The 21,883-nt window shown below is 62.5% G+C and carries 20 protein-coding genes; 13 read left to right on the plus strand and 7 right to left on the minus strand.

The features are described from left to right. Positions 1 to 17: 17 nt before the first annotated feature. Genes BW995_RS11670 through BW995_RS20500 form a run of 3 tightly spaced genes read right to left on the minus strand, consistent with a single transcriptional unit; the run spans position 18 to position 1,715 of the window. The gene (locus tag BW995_RS11670) at positions 18 to 557 is read right to left on the minus strand and encodes a hypothetical protein (RefSeq protein ID WP_076400584.1); all 540 of its coding nucleotides are present in this window, start codon (positions 555 to 557) and stop codon (positions 18 to 20) included. Beyond that, on the minus strand, positions 557 to 1,294 hold the full coding sequence (locus BW995_RS11675) for a P-loop NTPase family protein (protein WP_076400585.1): 738 nt from the start codon (positions 1,292 to 1,294) through the stop codon (positions 557 to 559). Before BW995_RS11675 ends, BW995_RS11670 begins: the two co-directional genes overlap by 1 nt. Positions 1,295 to 1,304: 10 nt before the next feature. Next, positions 1,305 to 1,715 carry a hypothetical protein gene (locus BW995_RS20500; RefSeq protein ID WP_139332877.1) on the minus strand — a complete coding sequence of 137 codons (411 nt, stop codon included), beginning with the start codon at positions 1,713 to 1,715 and terminating at the stop codon, positions 1,305 to 1,307. Positions 1,716 to 1,798: 83 nt separating this feature from the next. Between BW995_RS20500 and BW995_RS11685 the strand changes: the two genes are divergently transcribed. Genes BW995_RS11685 through BW995_RS11695 form a run of 3 tightly spaced genes read left to right on the plus strand, consistent with a single transcriptional unit; the run spans position 1,799 to position 7,505 of the window. Further along, positions 1,799 to 3,343: a Wadjet anti-phage system protein JetA family protein gene (locus BW995_RS11685; RefSeq protein ID WP_076400587.1), complete on the plus strand. Its 1,545-nt coding sequence runs from the start codon at positions 1,799 to 1,801 to the stop codon at positions 3,341 to 3,343. Beyond that, positions 3,340 to 4,041 carry a DUF4194 domain-containing protein gene (locus tag BW995_RS11690; protein ID WP_076400588.1) on the plus strand — a complete coding sequence of 234 codons (702 nt, stop codon included), beginning with the start codon at positions 3,340 to 3,342 and terminating at the stop codon, positions 4,039 to 4,041. The genes BW995_RS11685 and BW995_RS11690 overlap by 4 nt, the downstream gene beginning before the upstream one ends. After that, positions 4,038 to 7,505, plus strand: a complete 3,468-nt coding sequence (locus BW995_RS11695; protein ID WP_076400589.1) for an SbcC/MukB-like Walker B domain-containing protein — start codon at positions 4,038 to 4,040, stop codon at positions 7,503 to 7,505. Before BW995_RS11690 ends, BW995_RS11695 begins: the two co-directional genes overlap by 4 nt. Before the next feature lie 139 nt (positions 7,506 to 7,644). Here the strand turns inward: BW995_RS11695 and BW995_RS21365 are convergent, their stop codons facing one another. Then, positions 7,645 to 7,896 carry a helix-turn-helix domain-containing protein gene (locus BW995_RS21365; RefSeq protein WP_076400590.1) on the minus strand — a complete coding sequence of 84 codons (252 nt, stop codon included), beginning with the start codon at positions 7,894 to 7,896 and terminating at the stop codon, positions 7,645 to 7,647. Between the two features lie 179 nt (positions 7,897 to 8,075). Between BW995_RS21365 and BW995_RS20505 the strand changes: the two genes are divergently transcribed. Continuing rightward, positions 8,076 to 8,741 (plus strand): hypothetical protein, encoded by a 666-nt coding sequence (locus BW995_RS20505; protein WP_139332878.1) that lies wholly within the window; start codon positions 8,076 to 8,078, stop codon positions 8,739 to 8,741. Between the two features lie 67 nt (positions 8,742 to 8,808). Here BW995_RS20505 and BW995_RS11705 read toward each other — a convergent pair whose 3' ends face one another. Beyond that, complete coding sequence (locus tag BW995_RS11705) at positions 8,809 to 9,744, minus strand: AEC family transporter (protein ID WP_076400591.1); 936 nt, start codon at positions 9,742 to 9,744, stop codon at positions 8,809 to 8,811. 26 nt (positions 9,745 to 9,770) lie between these two features. After that, the gene (locus BW995_RS11710; RefSeq protein ID WP_076400592.1) at positions 9,771 to 10,709 is read right to left on the minus strand and encodes a LysR family transcriptional regulator; all 939 of its coding nucleotides are present in this window, start codon (positions 10,707 to 10,709) and stop codon (positions 9,771 to 9,773) included. Between the two features lie 137 nt (positions 10,710 to 10,846). Between BW995_RS11710 and BW995_RS11715 the strand changes: the two genes are divergently transcribed. From BW995_RS11715 to rhmD, 4 genes are all read left to right on the plus strand, one after another. Next, positions 10,847 to 11,689, plus strand: a complete 843-nt coding sequence (locus tag BW995_RS11715) for a fumarylacetoacetate hydrolase family protein (RefSeq protein ID WP_076400593.1) — start codon at positions 10,847 to 10,849, stop codon at positions 11,687 to 11,689. Between the two features lie 100 nt (positions 11,690 to 11,789). Beyond that, positions 11,790 to 12,542 carry an SDR family NAD(P)-dependent oxidoreductase gene (locus BW995_RS11720; protein WP_076400594.1) on the plus strand — a complete coding sequence of 251 codons (753 nt, stop codon included), beginning with the start codon at positions 11,790 to 11,792 and terminating at the stop codon, positions 12,540 to 12,542. Positions 12,543 to 12,669: 127 nt separating this feature from the next. Next, on the plus strand, positions 12,670 to 14,031 hold the full coding sequence (locus BW995_RS11725) for an MFS transporter (protein ID WP_076400595.1): 1,362 nt from the start codon (positions 12,670 to 12,672) through the stop codon (positions 14,029 to 14,031). Positions 14,032 to 14,075: 44 nt separating this feature from the next. After that, positions 14,076 to 15,254 carry an L-rhamnonate dehydratase gene (gene rhmD, locus BW995_RS11730; RefSeq protein WP_076400596.1) on the plus strand — a complete coding sequence of 393 codons (1,179 nt, stop codon included), beginning with the start codon at positions 14,076 to 14,078 and terminating at the stop codon, positions 15,252 to 15,254. 333 nt (positions 15,255 to 15,587) lie between these two features. Here rhmD and BW995_RS21240 read toward each other — a convergent pair whose 3' ends face one another. Continuing rightward, positions 15,588 to 15,719, minus strand: a complete 132-nt coding sequence (locus BW995_RS21240; protein ID WP_281251133.1) for a hypothetical protein — start codon at positions 15,717 to 15,719, stop codon at positions 15,588 to 15,590. Between BW995_RS21240 and BW995_RS11735 the strand changes: the two genes are divergently transcribed. The 5 genes from BW995_RS11735 to BW995_RS11755 all read left to right on the plus strand — a co-directional run bounded on the left by BW995_RS11735 (position 15,720) and on the right by BW995_RS11755 (position 21,824). Next, positions 15,720 to 17,657 (plus strand): acyltransferase family protein, encoded by a 1,938-nt coding sequence (locus BW995_RS11735; protein WP_245821425.1) that lies wholly within the window; start codon positions 15,720 to 15,722, stop codon positions 17,655 to 17,657. A gap of 286 nt (positions 17,658 to 17,943) precedes the next feature. After that, positions 17,944 to 18,732, plus strand: coding sequence for an ABC transporter ATP-binding protein (locus BW995_RS11740; RefSeq protein ID WP_139332909.1), 789 nt, complete (start codon positions 17,944 to 17,946; stop codon positions 18,730 to 18,732). Continuing rightward, positions 18,722 to 19,609, plus strand: a complete 888-nt coding sequence (locus BW995_RS11745; protein ID WP_076400598.1) for an ABC transporter permease — start codon at positions 18,722 to 18,724, stop codon at positions 19,607 to 19,609. Before BW995_RS11740 ends, BW995_RS11745 begins: the two co-directional genes overlap by 11 nt. Then, a complete protein-coding gene (locus tag BW995_RS11750) occupies positions 19,606 to 20,715 on the plus strand; it encodes an ABC transporter permease (protein ID WP_076400599.1) in 1,110 nt (369 codons plus the stop codon). The genes BW995_RS11745 and BW995_RS11750 overlap by 4 nt, the downstream gene beginning before the upstream one ends. Before the next feature lie 104 nt (positions 20,716 to 20,819). Then, a complete protein-coding gene (locus tag BW995_RS11755) occupies positions 20,820 to 21,824 on the plus strand; it encodes an ABC transporter substrate-binding protein (protein WP_076400600.1) in 1,005 nt (334 codons plus the stop codon). Positions 21,825 to 21,883 lie beyond the last annotated feature (59 nt).

Consider the following 21,883-nt stretch of genomic DNA (forward strand, 5'->3'; position numbering starts at 1 on the left):
CGAGATATCAGCGCAGGCTATTTCAGCCCGCTCCACAGCACGGCCAGCGCCAGCAGGCACACCAGCCACGACGACGCCGTCAGCGCCGCCATTACCCGCAGGTGACGCCGGGTGGTGCCCTGGAAGGCCTCCATCGCCATCCCCTGCCGCTCGACCAGCGCCATCGCATTCGACAGCCCGGCCCGCACCGTCTTGTCCTTGAGCGTTTCCAGCGCCTCGTTGACCGCCCGCACGGTCGAACCCGCCGTGGCGGTGATCGCCGCCTCGATTGCCGTGTCATGAAAGGCCAGCACCTGTTGCAGATCGGCCAGACAGCGCCCGTGCAGCGTCACCAGCATCAACAGCGGATCGTCCGCCGACACCGATACCCGGTGCTCGCGGTGCAGCAGGTCTGCCGCCTCCGAGGCGGTCAGCGGGGTAAACCCCCGCCTGCCGGTTTCCGCTGCCGGGGGTTGGGTCGGCAGGCCATCCCCCGCCACACCCGGTTCCGGCCCCGCTGCCTCCGGCCCGTCGTCAAAGATTTCCCCCGTCACCGGGTCGTAAAACGGCCCGGCCATTACAGGTTCGCCCGTGCCATCTGGGCCCACAGGTCGCGCTGGACCATCTTCAGGCGCTGGCGGACCACAATCGGGGTGAGCGGGTTGGCAATGGCTTCAGCGAAGGTTTGCCGGTCCTTCATCATCTGTTCCAGATCCTGCCCGAAGGTTTCCTTCTTCAGGGCGGGCAGATGGATGATCGAATGGATGCGTTTGGCGTTGCTGGCATAAATGCCCGACTGCTCAAAGCTCTTGCCGTTCTTTACCGGCTCACCGAAAAAGCCGTTGATCCACACCGCCATCTCCACATCCGGGAAATAGCGGCACAGGCTGGCAAAGCCGTCGATGGTGTCATCCATCGCCTGGCCGCCGGTGATCACCGCATGAAAGCGGACCTCGTGGCCCATGTCCCGCAGCATCGGGATGATTTCGTTGGAGTGCATGTAGGAACACAGCGGAACGAACGTCGCCGCCCCGTTGTCCACCACCGCCACCGGCGGAGCTTCGTCCTCCTCCGCCGGGACTGACGCAATGGCCTCGATCAGCCGGTCAAAAGACCGCTGGTTGATGTCGGCCCCGTCCATGATGTCCAGCGTATCGACGTTATAGGCCGGATACCCGGCAAAGGTCTGGTTCACCGGATCGGTGTCAAAACACAGCGGCTGAACGCCGCAGTCCAGGTAATGCTGGGTCAGCAGGCTGGCAATGAATGACTTGCCAACACCGCCCTTGCCCTGAAGAATAAGATTGACGAGCATGATGGTTCCTTTACCAGGTGCCCGCGCCGTCGCCCGGCTTGCCCCTGGAAAAGACCATCCCTGACAGGGAGGAGCGCGTCTCCTCCTGTTCGGGAGACGGCCCTTCCGGCACAGGCGCGGTCGGCGCTGTGGTGGTGATGAGGGAGGCAGGCTGCTTCACGACACGCGGCTTCCTCGCCGCCCGTGCCTGAAGGGGAACGCCTGAAACGGGGGAATAATGGGGAGTGTCGCCTACATCGACAGGGGCCGGGAGAAGTCCTTTGACTGCACGGTAGAAAGCCCGCAACGATACGGCAATATTCCTGCTTTCTTGCAGGTGCAGAAAAATGCGTCTTACAGTCCAGCCACCGGCAAGAAGATCAAGGATCTCCTGCCGGTGCTTTTCGACTTCAACTTTTCCTTGCCCCCAGCCGATCGACATGTATGATCGTCCCCAATGTCTTGTAATTTATACTCAAGACTCGGGGGGCTTTGTTTAACGCGCTACGCTTTAGGAATGCCCTGATGAGTTTGTTTGGTCTGCTGCACGATGATGCCTTCCTGATTTTCAGCCGTGAGCAGAGGTACTTTTACGCCCGGGTGGTGGTCGATCTGTTCCGGCGGTTTTTCAGCGATACCGTCACTTTCCCCACCCGCACCGAGGTCGTGGCCGCCATCTATGACTGCCTGCGCGCCAACCCCGACCTGTGGCGGGAGGGCGACAGCGACGACCGCGACGACGGCACCAGCGTCCTGAGCGCCCCCGACATCCGCAGCAATGGCCGCCAGCTGCGCCGCAGCAGTCAGGCGAGCGAAGGCTCGGCGGTGCAGGACGAGATGCGCAGCCGGGCCTGGCGAGCCTATAACCGCCTGCTGCGCACCGGCTGGCTGGACGAAGAAGTCTATGGCCTGCGGGTCACCGTTGACATGCCGCCTGCGGCGATGCTGCTGGCCGACCGGCTGGCGGCGCTGGAAAAGGGTCTGTCGGCCTCGTTCCGTGGGGTGGTGTCGCTGATCCGGGGCAGCCTGTCCAGCGCCCTGACCGACCTGATGAGTGACAGCGCCGACACCCGCGCCCCCGGTGCCGCCGCCGGTCTGCACAAGGCGGCAGAAATGGCGCTGGGCTTTTCGCGCGAACTGCGGATGGTGCTGGCCAGCCTGCGCACCATCGAACGCGAGATTCTTGGCAGCGACAGCCTGAAAACCCGGCTGGAAATGTTCTTCCGCGACTTCATCGGGAAACTGGTGCTGAAAGACTTCGAGTCGATCTACAAGACCAACCACCCCTATCGCTACAAGGACGAGATTCTCGGCTATCTCGAACGGCTGGAAGACGAAGGCCTGCTCCGCCGCCTGCTGCTCGACGGCTATATCGGCAGTGAACTGGCCCCGACCACCGACGACGCCCGCGCGCTGGTCGATGCCGACCTGTTCACCCTGCGCACGGTGTTTGACTCGCTGGACCAGACCTATGAGCGGATCAACGCCTTCCGCGTCCGGCTGGAAACCCGCCTGCGCAACACCATCAAATACGCCGATCTCGGCGACCAGCGGCACGGCCAGCGGATTGGCGCCCTGATTGCCCGACTGGACAGCAGTCTGGCCAGTGCGGCGGCGCTGGGCATCGAACCGCCCGCGCCCAACGGCCTGATGGTCGGCGAGATGGCCCCGTGGGCCGAACACCTGCTGCGCGAGCCGGTCACGCCGCACCCGGCGGTGCGCGATGACACCCTGCAACCGCGCCGCATCAGTCCGGCGCTGCTGGCCTGGCGCGCCCGCCTGCGCCAGTACAACGACCTGTTCATCGTCCACCCACAGCATGTGCTGGCCTTCCTTGACCGCCACCTTGCCCCCGGCGAGCACGGCGAAGCCCGCCTGTTGTCGCTGGAAACGGTCGAGGACTTTCTGGCCTTTGAACATCTGCGCCGCTATCGCCATGCCCCGCCTGCGGTGGTGCAGGCCCGCTATCGCCTTGATCCTTGCCCGATCGGACTGGTGCGCGATGACGAGTGGCTGCGCTGCGAAAACTTTTTGATCCACCGCCTGCCTCAGCCGGAGACCGCCCGATGAGTTCCCTGCCCCCCCTGACCTCTCTGGCCGAGATCGAAGAGCGTTTTGGCGAAAAGACCGCGCAAGAGGTCCGCCGTGCCGCCAACCTGCTGGTCCAGCGGCAGTTCCTCTATGCTGGCGACCGTGGCGTTGCCGCCGTCTATGGCCTGCTGGGCAGCAACCGCTATCGCCTGTACTTTGAAACGCTGTTCGATGCGCTGGGCTATCAGTTCCTGCACAGCGACAGCGAACAGTGGGTTGGCCTGCTGCCTGACCCCGACCTCGACACCCTGCCGCGCCTGCGGCTGGATCATACGCTGATCCTGCTGTTGCTGGCCCACACCTGGCAGGAAGAGGTTCAGCGCGGCGCCACCGAAGCCCGCGCACTGGTGGTGACCACCGTCAACGAACTGTTCGACCGCTATCGTGACCGGGTGGGCCGCCACCGCAAGGAAGCATTAACTCCGGCGCGGCTCCTTGACCTGCTGCGCGACTTTGCCCGCCGGGGACTGGTGCAGATCGGCGCCTTTGACCCCGAGGCGCAGGACCACCAGCTCGATATCCGCCCGATGGTCAACCGCCTGATCACCAGTGACGCCCTGACCCGGCTGGAACGCTATGCCCCCGATCTGGAAGCCCGCATCACCCAGGCAGGCGAACAGGCCGATGCCGAGGCTCCCCCTACCCTGTTTGACAGTTCCGAGGATGCTGCCCGATGAACGCCCTGTCCCGTCTTGGCCTGATCAACTGGCACCTGTTGCCGTCGATGGACATCGACGTCAGCGGACACATCGGGGTGATCGGCGAAAACCGCAGCGGCAAATCAACCCTGCTCGACTTGATTCAGGTGGTGATGACCGGCAACGACCGCCGCTATCTGCGCCTGAACGCCAGCGCCAGCGACAGCGGGCGCAAGCGCAGCAGCCGGTCGGTCCACGCCTATTGTCTGGGGCGGCTGGGGCCGGATGCGGTGTCGCGGCGCGAGGCCCGCACCTATCTGTTTCTGGTGTTCCGCAACGCCCACCGCCCGCAGCAGGCCACCACTATCGGCATTGCGCTGGAGGCCAGCGAGCGGGAAACCAGTGAACGGGTCCATGCCCAGTTCATTGCCCATGGTCGGGCGCTGACGGTCAGCGATTTTCTGTACACCCGCGACGATGGCAGCGAAGGGGTGCGCGACTGGTCGCTGGCCCGCCCGCATCTGGAAAAGCTGTGCGCCGAGGTCGGCGGTTCGCTGGCGGTCTATCGTGACGAGCCGACCCGCTATGTGCAGGACTATCTGAAAGCCCTGTCCACCGGCGAACGCTTCATCGCCCCCGACCACATGCTGAAAGCCTTCGTCAACGCCATCTCGTTCGAGCAAATCCCCAACGCCACCGAGTTTGTCCGCCGCTATCTGCTGGAACGCGACGACATCCGCATTGGTCAGTTGCGCGAGTCGATTGCCACCTATCACGACCTGCAAAAGCACATCAGCAAGCTGCGCGAAAAGCTGGCGGCGCTGACCGTGCTGCACAGCGAAGTCAGCGCCTTCCGCTCCACCGTCCGCGAGCACGAGCGCAATCAGTGGCTGGAGGCCCGCGCCGGGTTTGATGCCGCCGTCCGCGTCACCCGCAGCCTGCGGCGGGACCGCGACAGCGCCCTGCGCATGGGCCGCGATGCCCAGTATGAAATCGAGGAATACGCCCGCCTGATCCGCGATCTGGACGAAGAACAGGCCAACCTGCAAAGCGCCATCGCCAGCCAAACCCAAGGCGGCCGGATGCAGGAACTGAAGCAGCAATCCAAGGCGCTGGGGCTGGAACTGACCACCGTCCTCAATTCGCTGAAGGTGCTGCATACCAGCGTGGTCGCCGGAGCCACCGCCCTGCGCACCCAGCACACGCTGGAAACCCTGCCGCTGACCCTGATGGCCGCCCTCGACCGGCTGGTCAGTGCTTCGGGCAGCGCCGCCCCGCCGTCATGGCCCGCCGACCCGCGCGCGGTAGCCATGGCTCTGGATGATCCAACCCTGGCCGACGCCAGCAGCGCCGCCGCCACCTGCCGCACCGCCGCCGACCGGCTGGTGAAGGAACAGGCGATCCCGGAACAGGCCCTGCTGGACCTGCAAGCCCAGATCCGCGACATCCGCGAAAAGGGTGCGCTGCTCGACCCGCATGTGTCGCAGTTGATCAGCGAACTGAGCGACAAGGGCTTTCGCCCGCGCGTGCTCGGCCACCTGCTGACCGTGCAGTCCGAAGACTGGCGCGATGCGGTCGAGGCTCTGCTGGGCCGTGACCGCGAGGCGATCGTGGTCGATGATGCCCATGTCGATGAGGCCATCCGCCACCTGCAACAGAACCGCCGCCGCCTGCGCGGCTGCCGGATCGTCAACACCCGCAAGATCGACAGCAAAAAATCCACCCCCGAGCCGAACACGCTGGCGTCGGTGCTGCGCTCGGACGATGACGCGGCGATGGCCTTTGTCATTCGCCGCATTGGCGGCGTGCGGCTGGCCGATACGCTGGCTGACCTGCACCAGCCGGGGCGGGCAATCATGCGCGATGGCACCTATGATGATGGCCTGACCGTCGAATTGCGCGAAGTTCAGGGCGGCTATCGCATCGGTGCCGGAGCCGCCCGCGCCAGCCTGCCAGCGCTGGAAGAACAGGCCAGCGCCCTGCGCGAACAGATTGCCGCGCTGGACAGCCGCTGCGAAGCCCTGCGCCGACTGGCGGGCAGCCTCGACACGCTGGGACAGGCAGCAGGCCGGGGCGAGGCCCTGTTGACCCTGTGCGGTCAGGCCGAAAGCCTGCAAGGCCGTCTCGATCAGGTCAATGCCGACATGGGCGACCTCGCCCGCAACATCAACCCCGACCTCGGCAGCCGTCTGGAAAAGGTACGCGAGACGCTCGCCAACTATCGCCGCGAAGAACGCGATGCCTCGGTGCGGCTGGCCGAGTCCCGCCGTACCGTCGGCGAGATCACCGGCAGGCTGAATGCGGGCGGTGACCAGCTGCTCGGCTCCAACACCCAGCGGCGGCAGGCGTTCGATTTGTGGAAACGCCGCAAATCCCTGTTGCCGCGCGAGGAAAGCCGCACCCTCTATGCCAGTCGCCGCAAGGAGGCAAAGGACGATTGTGAACGCATCGCCCGCGACGCCCGCAAGGTGGTGTTCGAGTTGCGCGACGAGATCGAAAAGCGCAAGAACCTGATCTTTGACCGCACCCTTGCCTATCACCAACTGGCGGGCAGCCGCCCCGACCTGACCCGCGAAACGGTGCAGGTGATGCGCGACATTGCCCCGTGGCTGGACAGCACCCTCAGCCAGATTCGTGACACCGAACTGGTGCAGTTCGAAGCCGACGCCATCGAAGCGGCCGAAAAGACCCGCAACATCTTTCAGCACTCGTTCGCCTATGAACTGCGTGCCCGTTTCCAGCGGCTGGACAGTGCCCTGCACAAGCTGAACCGCATCCTGCGCGACCACGATTTCCACTATGAACGCTATCGCTTCACCGCCCAGCCGCACGAAGGTATGCGCGACATCATCGCGCTGGTGCGGGCGTCCGAGGCCGACGACACCCTGTTCGGCCTGCTGTTCGATCAGGATGTCAGCGCCGACCATCCGCACGCCAAGGCACTGGAAACCGTGCGGGCGGTGCTGCTCGATGACAGCCTCGACATGAGCGAGTTCGAGGACTATCGCCGCTATTACACCTTCAACCTGATCATGAAGGACATCACCACCAACCGCGAAACCGATCTGGAAACCCGCCGGGGCACCGGCTCGGGGGCCGAACAGCAGGTGCCGTTCTACGTCGCTATCGGCAGCGCCCTCGCCGCCGCCTACCACGACCGCGCCGCCGGTGATCCGGCGCTGGAAAAGGGCATCGGGCTGGCGGTGTTCGACGAAGCCTTTTCCAAGCTCGACGGCAAGAACCAGAAAGCCTGCATGGACTTTTACCACAAGCTCGGCCTGCAGGTGCTGGTCGCCGCCCCGTTCGAAAAGCGCGCCACCCTCTACGAAACGATGGATACCTTCATCGAAACCCTGCGCCACGATGATCAGGTCGATATCGAATGCTATGGCATCCGCCCACGCGCCCGGCAGGCCTTCGTGCAGGCCAACCCGCTGAATCAGGGCTTTGAGGCGTTTCAGATGGCGTTCGGGGAGGGGGAAGCCCCTGCCGCACAAGGATAGCAGACTGCCGTCCGCACCTGCCCGGGGGCAAATGCCCCCGGACCCCCATTTTTTCTTTGAGTGTCAAATTCATGGGGTCCGGGGCCTCAAGGCCCCGGCGAGGTGTGGAGCAGCGCTCCGCGATTTTGTTACCCTTTTGTCATATCCCGCACGCTATCCTAACGAACCTCAACCAGACGCTTCCCTCGAGTGCATTGCGGTACTCAAACCCGAGACGGGACAAGAGCTTTATCATCCCCGAGCGGCTGTAGCTGATCCCGAACCGGCTTTCCACAAGGGCCACAATCTCTGCTGTCGTAGTGTAAAGGCGCTCGGTCAGCGCATGGACGAGGGCAGATTCATCGACGCAAGACAGCCGGGGACTTGAGCCTTTCCAGCCAAATTCCAACAATCGTGCCCCCCCACCCTCGCACCATCAACGATGCCACTGGTAGACGGTGTCATTGTCCACATACATGATCCAGGCAACGTCCTGGACCGAAAGCCCGTCATCACCTGGCATTTTACGCTATGAATTAAACTTAAAAATTGATTTTTTCAAAAAACGCAATTAAAAAGGGGGAAATTATTATGATAAGAGACCTATTCAAACGGATAAACTCCTTCATTGCTCTTCCAGTAATCGCGCTTATTTTTAGCATAATCGCTTACGCACACAACGAATATAAAGATTACAAGAAAAGTAAAATAGAAGAATTAAATAAAAAACTAGAACTTTTTTACTACCCATTGCAAGCCCAATTCATTTCTTCAGAGAATGAATGGAATGCATTTAGGCGTAAATATGGAAACAATCGTGACGCATATTTCTCATCCGGTCCCGTAGATATAGATGGCAAGACACACTTTCTTCGTGATTGCGCCAAAGGAGAAGCATGGAAACTGGCCATAGGAGAAGGTTCTACCTACAATGAGAGCAGCACAAAAAAATATTGTATTGTCAGCGATATCGAAATTGAGGCATGGGTTAACCATATATCAGCACAATACCATGGATCAGAAGGAAGAGCAGAACAAATAATATTAGAAAATAGAAAATTAATAAGTGAAGATAAAGAAATGATAGAATATGTTGATAAACTTATGCTACATTTTACAGGATATAGAGACGTGATCGCGAGATGGGAAAAGGGAGATAGAAGAATAATGACATCGCACAATAATTTCCCAAAAGGAATAACAAAACTAGTAGACGAAAGAATAAAGTCAATCGAACATGAAATAAAAAATAATTGATATTATTCTCCATAATGAAATGACATTTATTTCAAAAAATAAATATACACTTCAAGTATCGTCCTCCCTACAACACCCACGCCAGATAGCCCGAGACGGTCAGCACCGACAGCACGGTGGAGATCAGAATCACCCGTGCTGTCATGCTGGCCTCGCGGTTATAGTACTCCGCCAGCATGAACGGGCCGGTGCCAGTGGGCAGGGCGGCCAGCAGGGTGGCGATGATGGTCAGCGACGACGGCAACTGGAACACCAGCGCCGCCAGCCCCCACGTTACCACCGGCTGCACCACCAGCTTGGCAAGAACATACAGGCTGCACAGGCTGTTGGACACCGGGGCTGCCGTGCGGTCCGCCGCCAGAAACAGGCCGAGCGCCACCAGCGCACAGGGCGAGGCGGCCTCGCCCAGCAGCTTCAGAAAGGTCTCGGCGGGGGCAGGCAGGCTCAGGCCGGACAGCGACACCAGCGCCCCCAGCGCCGGAGCCACCAGCAGCGGGTTCTTGCCCAGCGCCTTCGCCACCTTCACCGCCACGCTGCCCCGGCCTTTTTCGGTGCGCAAGCCGATTTCGATGCAGACAATCCCCACTCCGAAGATACCGCAGACGGTCAGGATCATCGCCAGCGTCACCGGCCCGGCAGCCCCTGGCCCCAAGGCCAGCACTCCCAGCGGAAAGCCCATGTAGCCGGTGTTGGGATAGGCGGTGTTCAGCCCATCCACCGCCGCATCGGGCAGCGGTGCCCCGCGCAGCAACCGCCCGGCCACCGTCAGCGCGAACACCACCAGCCCGCCGATGGCAAAGGCGGCGATGAATCCCGGCTGCCACAGCTCGGACCAGTTGGCCTTCGCCATTACGTCAAACAGCAGTGCGGGCAGGGCCAGCCAGACCACAAAGCGGTTCAGTTCGGTGGTGGCGTGCGGTCCCAATGCTCCCAGACGGCGGGCCAGCCAGCCGACCAGAATCAGGGCAAAGATCGGCAGCACGGTCAGCAAGGTGGACAGCATCGAACACAATCCTAGGTAAAGAAATATTAGAGTCCCCGGGCATACTGCCGCAGGGCACGGGCGAATTCCTGCGCCACCGCCCCCAGCGGCTCGCCCTTGCGGGTCAGGATGCCAAAGCCGGTCAAATCCTTGCCGATGGTGATCGGCAGGCTGCACAGCAGATTGGCGCGCAGGTGGTCACGGACCACCGACTCCGGCAACATTGTTACCGCATCACTGGCCTGTAGCACTTGCAGGGTGGCAAAGATCGAACTGGCCTCGACCAGATTGGCCGGAGTCGCCAGATGGGCCTGGGCGAATTCCTGCTCCAGCACCCGCCGGGCCGGGCTGCTGAGAGGCTGCATCACCCATGGGCACTCGACCAGTTGCCGCAGGGTCAGGCCCTCGGCCTGCGCCAGCGGATGGCCGCTGCGCGCCACCACGTACAGTGTTTCGTTGGCCAGCGGCTCGAAATCAAACTCGTTGTGCTGCAACGGCCCGCTGAACCGCCCCACTGCCAGATCGAGCTTGTGGACCGCCAGCAAATCCATGATCTCGTCGCTGGTTTCCCCCAGCAGGCGGATCACCAGCAGCGGGCGGGTGGCTTTCAGGTCGGCCACCGCCCGCGCCACCAGATCGGGCGCCGCCCCCATGATCGCCCCGACCACCAACTGGCCATAGCCGCCTTGTCGTTTGGCATCCAGATCGGCGGCAAAGCGTTCAAAGTCGGCCAGCAGGCGGCTGGCAAAGCGCACCACCTCGGCCCCCAGCTCGGTTGGTTGCATCCCCCGGCTCAGGCGCTCGAACAGCGGGAAGCCGAACACCAGCTCGGCATCGTGCAGCATTTTGGTTGCCGTCGGCTGGGTGACATGAATCGCCTCGGCAGCGCGGTGCAGATTGCGGGTCTGCCCGACAGCGGCAATCAGCGCCAACTGTTTCAAACGTAAGCGATTCATCAGCGCGGGCAGCAGGGAAGAAGCAGACATGGCACCTGACCGATAGAAAAAGCTGATCGATAGCAGCCGTCTTTCGATTGGTTGGCTATCGCTGTCCTTCGTACACTGCCTATCAGACCGAAAACCACCACTGCCGTCCAGATACCAAAAAACAGGAAGGAAACACCATGAAGCTGTTGCGCGTTGGCCCGCAGGGACACGAAAAACCCGCCGCTCTCGATGCCAACGGAACCTTGCGCGACCTGTCGGCCCATGTGGCAGACATCGGCGGCGCGGCCCTGACGCCCGCCAGCCTTGACGCCCTGCGCGCCGTTGACCTTACCACCCTGCCGGAACTGGCCGCTGACAGCCGGATCGGGGCCTGCGTCGGCGCGGTGGGCAAGATCATCTGTGTTGGCCTGAATTACAGCGACCATGCGATTGAATCGGGCATGGCCATCCCCAACGAGCCGGTGCTGTTCCTGAAGCCGACCAGCGCACTGTGCGGTCCCTATGACGATGTGGAAATCCCCCGTGGGGCGGAAAAGACCGACTGGGAAGTCGAACTGGGCATCGTGATCGGCAAGACCGCCAAATACGTCAGCGAAGCCGACGCCCTTGACCATGTGGCAGGCTATTGCGTGGTCAACGACGTTTCCGAGCGGGCCTTCCAGCTGGAGCGCGGCGGCCAGTGGGACAAGGGCAAGGCGCACGACACCTTTGCCCCGCTCGGGCCGTGGCTGGTGACGGCGGACGAGGTTGCCGACCCGCAGGACCTGTCCCTGTGGCTGGAGGTCGATGGCCATCGCTATCAGGACGGTTCGACCCGCACGATGATTTTCGGCGTTGCGCATCTGGTGTCCTACATCAGCCAGTTCATGAGCCTGCACCCTGGTGACGTCATTTCCACCGGCACCCCGCCGGGCGTCGGGTTCGGTCAACGGCCGCAGGTCTATCTGCGTGCCGGGCAGGTGATGACCCTTGGCATCAGCGGGCTGGGCGAACAGCGCCAGCGCACCGTCGCCGCCTGATCTTCTTTTTCCTGTTTGTGTGCCCTGCCAGAGAGGCCGCGCGATGACCCGCGCGCCCTCTGAACGGGACCGCTTTGCCCATTGCAAAGGATACGCTCCGATGACCGAGTCCGGTTTCACCAATTCTGTCGCCATCATCACCGGCGGCGCCCGTGGCATTGGCTATGCCGCCGCCGAGCGGATGTTGCAGGCAGGGGCCAGTGTCGCCCTGTGGGATATTGATGCCGATGCCCTCACCACCGCCAGCGACCGCCTGTCGCCGCTGGGCACCGTGCTGCCGGTGTCGGTCGAACTGACCGACGAGGATTCGGTCAACGCCGCCCTCAAGGCAACTCTCGACCGCTTTGGCAAGGTTGACATTCTGGTCAACAACGCCGGGATCACCGGCGGCAATGCTCCGCTGTGGGAACTGTCGCCCGATGTCTGGCGGCGGGTGGTCGATGTCAATCTGGTCGGCCCCTACCTGACCTGCCGCGCGGTGGTGCCGCAGATGGTCGAACGCGGCTATGGCCGGATTGTCAACGTCGCCTCGATCGCAGGCAAGGAAGGCAACCCCAACGCCTCGCACTACAGCGCCTCGAAAGCCGGGCTGATCGCCCTGACCAAGTCGCTGGGCAAGGAACTGGCCACCCGTGGCGTGCTGGTCAACTGCCTGACCCCTGCCGCCGCCAAGACCGACATCTTTGCCCAGATGAAGCAGGAGCATATCGATTACATGCTGGCGAAAATCCCGATGAACCGCTTTGTGGAGGTCGAGGAAGTCGCCGCCATGATCGGCTGGCTGGCATCACCGGACTGTTCGTTTACCACCGGTGGCGTGTTCGACATTTCCGGCGGCCGCGCCGTTTACTAATCCTCCCCTTCTCCACAGAAAGCGCACTCCCCTTTTCGGAAAACAGCTCCTACCATTCACCCCACGGCGGGCGCCACCTGTCAAAAAAACACAATAACGGCGCTCGTCTGACAGAGAGGAAACATCCATGAGCACCCAATCTCCCGGTGCGGGCCCAGTGCCCGCTGCCGAGCTGGCCCGCGCCACCGCCAAAGTGATGGCCCGCCTGTTGCCGTTCCTGTTGCTGATGTACGTGCTGGCCTTTCTGGACCGGGCCAACGTCGGCTTTGCCAAGAAAGTCTTTCAGGCTGACACCGGCATCGGGGATGCCGCCTTTGCGCTGGGCGCGGGCATTTTCTTCATCGGCTATGCCCTGTTTGAAATCCCCAGCAACCTGATCATGCACCGCGTCGGTGCCCGCGTCTGGATGTGCCGGATCATGGTCACCTGGGGCCTGATTTCGGCGGCGATGGCCTTTGCCCACGGCGAGACCTCGTTCTACATCCTGCGCTTTTTGCTCGGCGTGGCCGAAGCCGGATTCTTTCCCGGCGTGATCCTCTACATCACCTACTGGTTCCCGGCCCATGTGCGCGGGCGGGTGATGGGGTTCTTTTACTTCGGCGCACCGCTGGCCTTCATCTTTGGCAGCCCGCTGTCCGGCCTGTTGCTGGACCTGCACGGAGCCGCCGGTCTGCACGGCTGGCAGTGGATGTTCCTGGTCGAAGGTCTGCTGGCCTCGGTGGTCGGGGTGTGGGCGTTCTGGTACCTGTCGAACCGTCCCGCTGATGCCACCTGGCTGAGCGACAGCGAAAAGGCCGCCCTGATCTCCACCCTGGAGGCCGAAGACCGCCACAAGCAGGACCACGGCCCGCGCGGGATGCTGGCCGCCCTGACCAATGGCCGCCTGCTGTACCTGTGCGCCATCTATGCCCTGATCCAGATGAGCGTCTATGGGGTGGTGTTTTACCTGCCGTCACAGGTTGCCGGTCTGCTGGGCAAGCAGGTCGGATTTGAGGTCGGTCTTGTCACCGCCGTGCCGTGGATCTGCGCTCTGGCCGCTGCCTGGTTTATCCCCCGCTACGCCGACCGCATCGGTGACCGCCGCCGACCGGCTGCGGTGACACTCGCCGCCGCCGGTGTCGGCATCGCCGCCTCGGCACTGGCCGGTGCCAACGGAGCCCCCTTGCTGGCCCTGCTCGCCCTGTGTGTCGCCGCCGCTGGCTTCATCGCCGTGCAACCGCTGTTCTGGACCTTTCCGACCAATTATCTCGGCGGTGTCGCGGCTGCCAGCGGGCTGGCCTTTGTGAACTCCCTTGGCGCTGTCGGCGGCTTTGTTGCCCCCAACGTCAGGACCTGGGCCGAGGGGACCTTTGCCTCGACCACCGCCGGACTGTACCTGCTGGCCGCCACCACCCTGCTCGGGGCCCTGCTGATCCTCGGCCTGAAGGGGCTGGGACTGACCACCGCTGCACCGGCCCCGGCGCTGCATCCGTCGCATCAGGACGCCTGAAACCGCCCTCCGTTTTTCTGCTCCATCCCTTCAGGACCGACATCATGAGCACACCCACCATCACCCACGTCCGCGCCTTTACCGTCCGCGGTGGCGGCGCCGATTATCACGATCAGGATCATGGTCACTGGATTGACGATCACATCGCCACCCCGATGAGCAAATACCCAGAGTATCGGCAAAGCCGCCAGACCTTTGGCCTGAACGTGCTGGGGACGCTGGTGGTCGAAATCGAAGCCTCGTCCGGTGAGGTCGGCTTTGCCGTCACCACCGGCGGCGATATCGGGGCATGGATCGTGGAAAAGCATCTCGCCCGCTTTGTCGAAGGCCAGAAGGTCACCGACATCGAAAAGATGTGGGACCAGATGTTCAACGGCAGCCTGTTCTATGGCCGGAAAGGCATCGTCCTGAATGCCATTTCCGGCGTGGACCTCGCCCTGTGGGATTTGCTGGGCAAGGTGCGGCAGGAACCGGTCTATCACCTGCTGGGCGGAGCGGTGCGCGACGAGCTGCAATTCTATGCCACCGGCGCCCGCCCGGATCTGGCGCAACAGATGGGCTTCATCGGTGGCAAGCTGCCGCTGCACCACGGCCCGGCGGAAGGCGAAGAGGGCCTGCGCAAGAACCTGGAGCTGCTGGCCGACATGCGCCAGCGGGTCGGGGATGATTTCTGGCTGATGTATGACTGCTGGATGAGCCTCGACGTCAATTATGCCACCCGGCTGGCGCAAAAAGCGCAGGAGTTCGGCCTGAAGTGGATCGAAGAAGCCCTGCCGCCCGACGACTACTGGGGCTATGCCGAACTGCGCCGCAACGTCCCCAAGGGGATGCTGGTCACCACCGGCGAGCACGAAGCCACCCGCTGGGGCTTCCGGATGCTGCTGGAGATGGGCTGCTGCGACATCATTCAGCCCGATGTCGGCTGGTGCGGCGGTATCACCGAACTGATCAAGATTTCGGCGCTGGCCGATGCGCACAACGCGCTGGTGGTGCCGCATGGCTCCAGCGTCTACAGCTATCACTTCGTCATCACCCGTCACAACAGCCCGTTCGCCGAGTTCCTGATGATGGCCCCGCAGGCCGACAAAGTTGTCCCGATGTTCAACCCCCTGCTACTGGACGAGCCGGTGCCGGTCAACGGACGGATGAAGGTGCCGGACCGTCCGGGCTTTGGGGTACGCCTGAACCCGGACTGCGCCCTGACCCGCCCCTATTCACGGTAGATTCATTCCATTTGGCTGGCACGCCTGACAGGCACACCACCACCCCATCGGGTAGGGCCGCGACGGTGGTGGTGCCAGCCCCTTGCCCCCGCTGTCAGAGCATCCTCCGCTCCGACAGCGGGGGCTTTTTTATGTCCGGCATGACAGCTGCCAACGCGATCAGAGCATTGTGCGAAAAGTGGGAACCGGTTTTCGCAACAACAATGCGACATTAAGAAACCTGCATTGTGCGAAAAGTGGGAACCGGTTTTCGCAACAACAATGCGACAGAACAAAAGGTTAGAGCAGCGTGCCTGCGTCCGGTTTAACGCACGCTGCTCTAGATTTTCCTTTTCAATCCCCAATCAAACCTGTAGCACCGGAGACCATCTCCTCCTTCAGAAAATACGGTCCCTGACAATGATGCATCGCCGGGAAATTGATGGCCTTCGCGGTCTTGCGATCGCCGCAGTCGTTCTGTTCCATGTGAATAGCACCTGGCTGCCGGGGGGGTTTGCTGGCGTTGATGTCTTTTTGACCATCTCCGGCTATCTGATCACCTCGATCATCCATGGACGCTTGCAACAGGGTCAATTTTCCCTGCTGTCGTTTTATGAGCGGCGCATTTACCGCCTGTTGCCCTCGTTCATTACAGTGACCCTCTGCACCACCATGGCGGCGGGCCTGTTGCTGATGCCAGAAGACCTGTCCGGCTTTGGAGGCTTTCTGAAAACAACGTCATTTCTGATGACGAATTTCGCAGCCAAGTCATTCTCTGATTATTTTGCCACTCAGGATCAGCCGCTGCTGCATTTGTGGAGCATTTGCCTCGAGATACAATTCTACGCCGCTTATGCGCTGGCGCTGGCCCTGACTGGCCGATACCGCAAGGCATGGCTGTTCCCGTTGATCCTGCTGACAACCGCAGTCTCGTTCATCCTGAGCTGGACCATGATCGATACCCACCCCCGGTGGGTTTTTTACCTGCTGCCGTTCCGCTTTTGGGAATTCGGCCTTGGTGCGCTGGCGGCCTGTCCGCTGCTGCCCGTCCTGTCGCGCAAATGGGTGGCGGAAACGGTCAACCTCACCGGCCTTGCGCTGATTGTTGTCCCGCTCGCTGTGTATGATGCGGCGACGGCGTTTCCCGGCCTTACGGCCTTGCCGCTCTGCCTTGGCACCGCCCTGTTGCTGGGCAACCGAAATCATTCCGGGGCTGTTGGCCTGATCCTGAAATCCGCCCCGCTGACCCTGATCGGCCTTGTTTCCTACTCGCTGTACCTGTGGCACTGGCCGGTCGTCCTGTTCTACGACTACTATACCTCAAGCACCCAGACCGTCCTTGATGCCCTGACGGTTCTGGTCCTCAGCGGCGTCCTCAGCGTCGCCGCATGGTGGCTGGTCGAGCGCCCGTTTTATCGCCGCCGCCCGCCGTTTTCCCGCAAAGCCCTGCTCGGTGCCATCGGAGCCTCCCTGCTGGCGCTCGGCCTCGGCGGCACGGTCATCGAACGCGCCAACGGCTGGCCAGAGCGCTGGTCCGCCACCGGCAAGGCCGATCTTGCGACCCTGCACAGCGACATCGAGACCGGCTGTGCGCACGGGCACACCGACATTGTTGCCAGAAGCACCAGCGGCACCTATTGCACCATCGGCAGCAAGGACACCTCCCCCACCTGGGCCCTGTGGGGAGACAGTCAGGCCCGCGCCTTCAGCGGTACGTTTGCCCAGACGCTGGACAAGGCCGGGCTGTCGGCCAAGCTGTTCAACCTGCACGGCTGCCCGCCTCTGGTGCAGGTTGGCACAACCCTTTACCCGGATGGCCTGTGCACGCTCCACAACCGCCATGCCTATCAACAGATACTGGCCTCGCCCGAAATCAGCAATATCGTCCTGTTCAGCCGCTATTCGATGTATCTCCATGGCACATCCTGGAGCGGCGGCGCCGGGCAAAAGGCTCGGAACTGGCTGACCGACCAGAACGGGCAGCGTTTGAGCGAGGAGGAACGGGTCGCCCTGTTCACCCAATCCCTGCGCACCGAAGTGGCAGAGCTGACCCGCGCCGGGAAAACCGTCTACCTGTATTACCCCAACCCCGAAGCCGAAGTGTCCGCCGCCCGAATGGTGCTGTTGCGCGACTGGTGGCAGGAGCAACCCGCCGAAGTCCGCATTCCGCTCGGCTATTACCGGGCCTTGAACCGGGAGGTCCTGCCAGTCCTTGACGCCCTTGCCGCCGAGCCGCCGGGGGCGCTGGTGCGGATTGAGCCCGCCACCCTGCTGTGCGGTCAGGACTCCTGCCCGACCAAGCTCGACGGCCACCTGTTGCTGCGCGACAGCAACCACCCGACCGATTTCGCCTCGGGCATTCTGGCCAGACCGCTGGCAGAGGCGATGGAGCGGGACAGGCACAGTCCCCGAACAGCGCCATAATGGACCCGAATGTGATTAAAAACGCATCAACAGCGAAAAATAGCCCATAAAATAATCATATTCAAAGCCCTCCTGCCCGGAAAAGCTGACCAAAGGGACAGAAACTGTCCTGTCGGACAGCTTTTTCACCTTTAAAAACAGATTATTAAAAAGATAGAACCATTCCATATTCTATCTGGCTTACTTCTTGCTTTACCTCCAGCGGAGACGCATTCACCGCGAGGTCACAGCCGTGCAAGCCCCCCTGCCCCCCGTGCCACCCCCGCAGACAGTTCCTCCGGCGGCCATTGCCCGGACAATCGTCGATGCCCGCAACGTCACCCTGACCTATCAGACTGCCGACAAGCCGGTTTATGCCCTGAGCGATGTCAGCCTGAAGATCAACAAGGGTGATTTCATCTCGCTGATCGGCCCGTCGGGCTGTGGCAAGACCACCCTGATGCGGACGATTGCCGATCTGGAGCAGCCGACATCCGGCGAGATCATCGTCAACGGCATGACGCCCGAAGCCGCCCGCCTGAAGCGGGCCTATGGCTATGTCTTTCAGGCTCCGGCGCTCTATCCGTGGCGCAGCGTCGAGCGCAATGTCACCCTGCCACTGGAAATCATGGGCATGCCCGCCGCCGAGCGCCAGCAACGGGCGCGCGACCATCTGGAGATGGTCGGGCTGGCCGGGTTTGAAAAGAAATTCCCCTGGCAACTGTCGGGCGGCATGCAGCAGCGGGTGTCGATTGCCCGCGCGCTGGCCTTCGAGCCGGACTTGCTGCTGATGGATGAACCGTTCGGGGCGCTGGACGAAATCACCCGCGACCACCTGAACCTGCAACTGACCCGCCTGTGGTTGCAAACGCAAAAGACCTGCATCTTTGTCACCCATTCGATTGCCGAAGCGGTGTTTCTGTCCACCCGCATCGTAGTGATGAGCCCGCGTCCGGGGAAAATCCTCGACGTGATCGACTGCGAACAGCACCTGCCGCGCGAACGGACGCTCGACATCCGCGAAACCCCGGAATTTGCCCACATCGCCCAGCGGGTGCGTGAGGGCCTGATGGAAGGGCATTCCTATGATGACTGAGCGCCTGCGCACCCATCTGCTGCCGGTGGCGGTGATGGCCTTGGCGGTGCTGGCGCTGTGGTATGCCGGGGCCCTGTGGCTAAACGCGCCGCAAGTGCTGGACGGCTTTGCCCGCGCCCACACCGACCACTGGACGCTGAGCGAGTTCGCCCGGCAGGCCTTCAGCCAGAAACGCCCGATCCTGCCGACCCCCGACCAGATCGCCAGCGAGATGGTCCAGTCGCTGACCGGCTATCCGGTCACCCACGTTCGCAACCTGCTGTTCCATACCGCCGTCACCGCCGGGTCGGCGCTGACCGGCTTTGGCATGGGGGTGGTGCTGGGGATTCTTCTCGCCATCGGCATTGTGCAGGTCAAAACACTGGAAAGCAGCCTGCTGCCGTGGGTGATCACCTCGCAAACCATTCCGGTGCTGGCCATTGCGCCGATGGTGGTGGTGATTCTGGGCAACATCGGTTTTTCCGGCCTGCTGCCCAAGGCGGTGATCAGCATGTACCTGTGCTTTTTCCCGATCACCATCGGGATGGTCAAGGGCCTGCGCTCGGCCGACCCGCTGTCCCTTGACCTGATGCGCACTTACAGCGCCAACGGCCAGCAAACCTTCTGGCTGCTGCGCCTGCCGTCGGCCCTGCCCTATCTGTTCACCAGCCTGAAAATCGCCGTCGCCGCCAGCGTGGTCGGGGCGATCGTCGCCGAGCTGCCAACCGGCGGTCAGGCCGGGCTGGGGGCGCGGCTGCTGAGTGGCTCGTACTATGGGCAGACGGTGCAAATCTGGAGCGCGCTCGTCATGTCCGCCCTGCTCAGCGTCTCGCTGGTGTGGCTGATCGGCCTGATGGAACGGTTCGTGGTTACCGGCAAACGCGGAGGCACCCGATGAGCAAAACCACCCGCTCCGAGATGGCGCCGTGGCCGCTGGTGATGCTGATCGCCGCACCGCTGCCCCTCGGACTCCTTGACGGAGCCGCCATTTACTGGCCGCAGGCCCCCGCCGTCGCCCTGTGTTATGCCGTCAGTCTGCTGTGTCTGTTGCTGCGCGGCCTGACCCGCACCCCCCGAACCGAAGCCGCCCTGCTGTTCCTCGGCGTTGCCTCGGCCTGCCTGTCGCCGTTCCTGCTGCTGGCTGACGGCGTTGACCCGAGCAGCGGTGCCGGAACCTGGATGTACCTGTTCGGGGCTTCGCTGCTGTTGTGGCGGGTGCTGGCCCTTCTGGCCGAAGAAACAGGCCTCCTGCGCTGGCTGGGTCCGACCCTGTTCGGGCTGGGGCTGCTGATGGGCTGGGAAATCATCACCCGTGGCTTTGCCGTGCCCTCGGTCCTGCTGCCGCCGCCATCCTCCATTCTGGCCGCCATCCCCACCCATGGTGGCGAGCTGTGGGATGACTTTTGCCAGACGGTGCTGAAATCGGTGGTGCGCGGCTATCTGATCGGCTGTGGCGCGGGCTTTGTGGTCGCCGTGCTGGCCGACCGCCTGCCGTTCCTCGCCCGTGGCCTGCTGCCGCTCGGCAATCTGGCCAGCGCCATTCCGGTGGTCGGCATCGCCCCGGTGATGGTGATGTGGTTCGGCTTTGACTGGCAGTCAAAGGCGGCAGTGATCGTGATCATGACCTTCTTCCCGATGCTGATCAACACGCTGGCCGGATTGGCAACCGCCGAGAAAATCCAGCTCGACCTGATGCGGTCCTACGGCGCGGGCTATGGCAAAACGTTGTGGCTGTTGCGCCTACCCTGCGCCCTGCCGTTCCTGTTCAACGGCTTGAAGATCAACTCCACCCTCGCCCTGATCGGTGCGATCGTCGCCGAGTTCTTTGGGACGCCAGTGGTCGGGATGGGCTTTCGCATCAGCACCGAAGTCGCCCGCATGAACCTTGATGTGGTGTGGGCCACCATCACCGTCGCCGCCGTCACCGGCTCGGCCCTGTACGGTGGTCTGGCGCTGGCCGAACGTCGCCTCACCGCCTGGCATCCCTCGTTCCGCAAGCGGTAGGTCATCCCCACCCCGGGCCCACCCCGGGCCCACCACGAGCCCACCCCGGGAGCCCACCCCGGGAGCCCTCTCCCCCTGCCCTGTAAAAGAAGGAAAACCTGACGATGAAAAAGTTTGCTTCGGTTGCCCTGATTGCTGCTGCTCTGGCAGGTCCTGGTTCGGCGGCCTCGGCTGCTGACAAGCTGACCCTGCAACTGAAATGGGTTACGCAGGCCCAGTTCGCCGGTTACTACGTCGCGCAGGACAAGGGGTTCTACAAGGACGCCGGGCTGGACGTCACCATCAAGGCCGGTGGCCCGGACATCAACCCGACACAGGTGATTGCCGCCGGTGGGGCCGATGTGATTGTGGACTGGATGCCGTCGGCGTTGGCCACCCGGGAAAAGGGCGTGCCGCTGGTCAACATCGGCCAGATTTTCCAGAAATCAGGCATGATGCTGACCTGCCGCAAGGATGCTGGCATCAGCTCGCCGACCGATTTCAAGGGCCATACACTGGGGGTGTGGTTTGCGGGTAACGAATATCCGTTCCTGTCGTGGATGGCCCGCCTGAAGTACTCGACCTCGGGCAGCAACCCGGATGTGACGGTGCTGAAGCAGGGCTTCAACGTCGATCCGCTGCTGCAAAAGCAGGCCGCCTGCATCTCGACCATGACCTATAACGAATACTGGCAGCTGATCGAAGCCGGGATGAAGCCGGAAGAACTGCAGGTGTTCAAGTATCAGGAACAGGGCGTCGCCACGCTGGAAGACGGCCTGTATACCACCGAAAAGGCGCTGGCCGACCCCAAAACGGTGGAAAAGCTGGCAAAGTTCCTGAAGGCCACCGCCAAGGGCTGGGAATACGCCGCCCAGCATCAGGCCGAAGCGGTCGATATCGTGCTGGCCAACGACAGCACCGGCGCCCAGACCAAAGAACACCAGACCACCATGATGGGCGAAGTCGCCAAACTGATTGAGGGCGGCAAGGAAGGTATCGGCTATCTGTCGCCGGAAGACTTCGACCGGACCGTGTCGATCCTGATGTCGGGCGGTTCGTCGCCGGTGATCAGCAAGATGCCGACCAACGCCTATAGCCACACCGTTTTTGACGCTGCGTCAAAGCTCTGACCGCCATCAGGGTTTTGATGCGCCGGAAAGCCTCCCTCACCAGACGGTGGGGGAGGCTT

Origin of the sequence: Insolitispirillum peregrinum (assembly GCF_900156605.1) — a bacterium.
Taxonomy (GTDB): domain Bacteria; phylum Pseudomonadota; class Alphaproteobacteria; order Rhodospirillales; family Rhodospirillaceae; genus Insolitispirillum; species Insolitispirillum peregrinum.

Bases quoted from the DNA above. Each gene is read 5' to 3' on its own strand.
- BW995_RS11750 (WP_076400599.1), top strand. From the start codon at position 19,606: ATGAGCAAAACCACCCGCTCCGAGATGGCGCCGTGGCCGCTGGTGATG.
- BW995_RS11755 (WP_076400600.1), top strand. From the start codon at position 20,820: ATGAAAAAGTTTGCTTCGGTTGCCCTGATTGCTGCTGCTCTGGCAGGT.
- BW995_RS20500 (WP_139332877.1), bottom strand. From the start codon at position 1,715: ATGTCGATCGGCTGGGGGCAAGGAAAAGTTGAAGTCGAAAAGCACCGG.
- BW995_RS11725 (WP_076400595.1), top strand. From the start codon at position 12,670: ATGAGCACCCAATCTCCCGGTGCGGGCCCAGTGCCCGCTGCCGAGCTG.
- BW995_RS11670 (WP_076400584.1), bottom strand. From the start codon at position 557: ATGGCCGGGCCGTTTTACGACCCGGTGACGGGGGAAATCTTTGACGAC.
- BW995_RS11685 (WP_076400587.1), top strand. From the start codon at position 1,799: ATGAGTTTGTTTGGTCTGCTGCACGATGATGCCTTCCTGATTTTCAGC.
- BW995_RS11690 (WP_076400588.1), top strand. From the start codon at position 3,340: ATGAGTTCCCTGCCCCCCCTGACCTCTCTGGCCGAGATCGAAGAGCGT.
- rhmD (WP_076400596.1), top strand. From the start codon at position 14,076: ATGAGCACACCCACCATCACCCACGTCCGCGCCTTTACCGTCCGCGGT.
- BW995_RS20505 (WP_139332878.1), top strand. From the start codon at position 8,076: ATGATAAGAGACCTATTCAAACGGATAAACTCCTTCATTGCTCTTCCA.
- BW995_RS21240 (WP_281251133.1), bottom strand. From the start codon at position 15,719: ATGGAACAGAACGACTGCGGCGATCGCAAGACCGCGAAGGCCATCAAT.
- BW995_RS11720 (WP_076400594.1), top strand. From the start codon at position 11,790: ATGACCGAGTCCGGTTTCACCAATTCTGTCGCCATCATCACCGGCGGC.
- BW995_RS11745 (WP_076400598.1), top strand. From the start codon at position 18,722: ATGATGACTGAGCGCCTGCGCACCCATCTGCTGCCGGTGGCGGTGATG.
- BW995_RS11705 (WP_076400591.1), bottom strand. From the start codon at position 9,744: ATGCTGTCCACCTTGCTGACCGTGCTGCCGATCTTTGCCCTGATTCTG.
- BW995_RS11715 (WP_076400593.1), top strand. From the start codon at position 10,847: ATGAAGCTGTTGCGCGTTGGCCCGCAGGGACACGAAAAACCCGCCGCT.
- BW995_RS11710 (WP_076400592.1), bottom strand. From the start codon at position 10,709: ATGTCTGCTTCTTCCCTGCTGCCCGCGCTGATGAATCGCTTACGTTTG.
- BW995_RS11695 (WP_076400589.1), top strand. From the start codon at position 4,038: ATGAACGCCCTGTCCCGTCTTGGCCTGATCAACTGGCACCTGTTGCCG.
- BW995_RS11675 (WP_076400585.1), bottom strand. From the start codon at position 1,294: ATGCTCGTCAATCTTATTCTTCAGGGCAAGGGCGGTGTTGGCAAGTCA.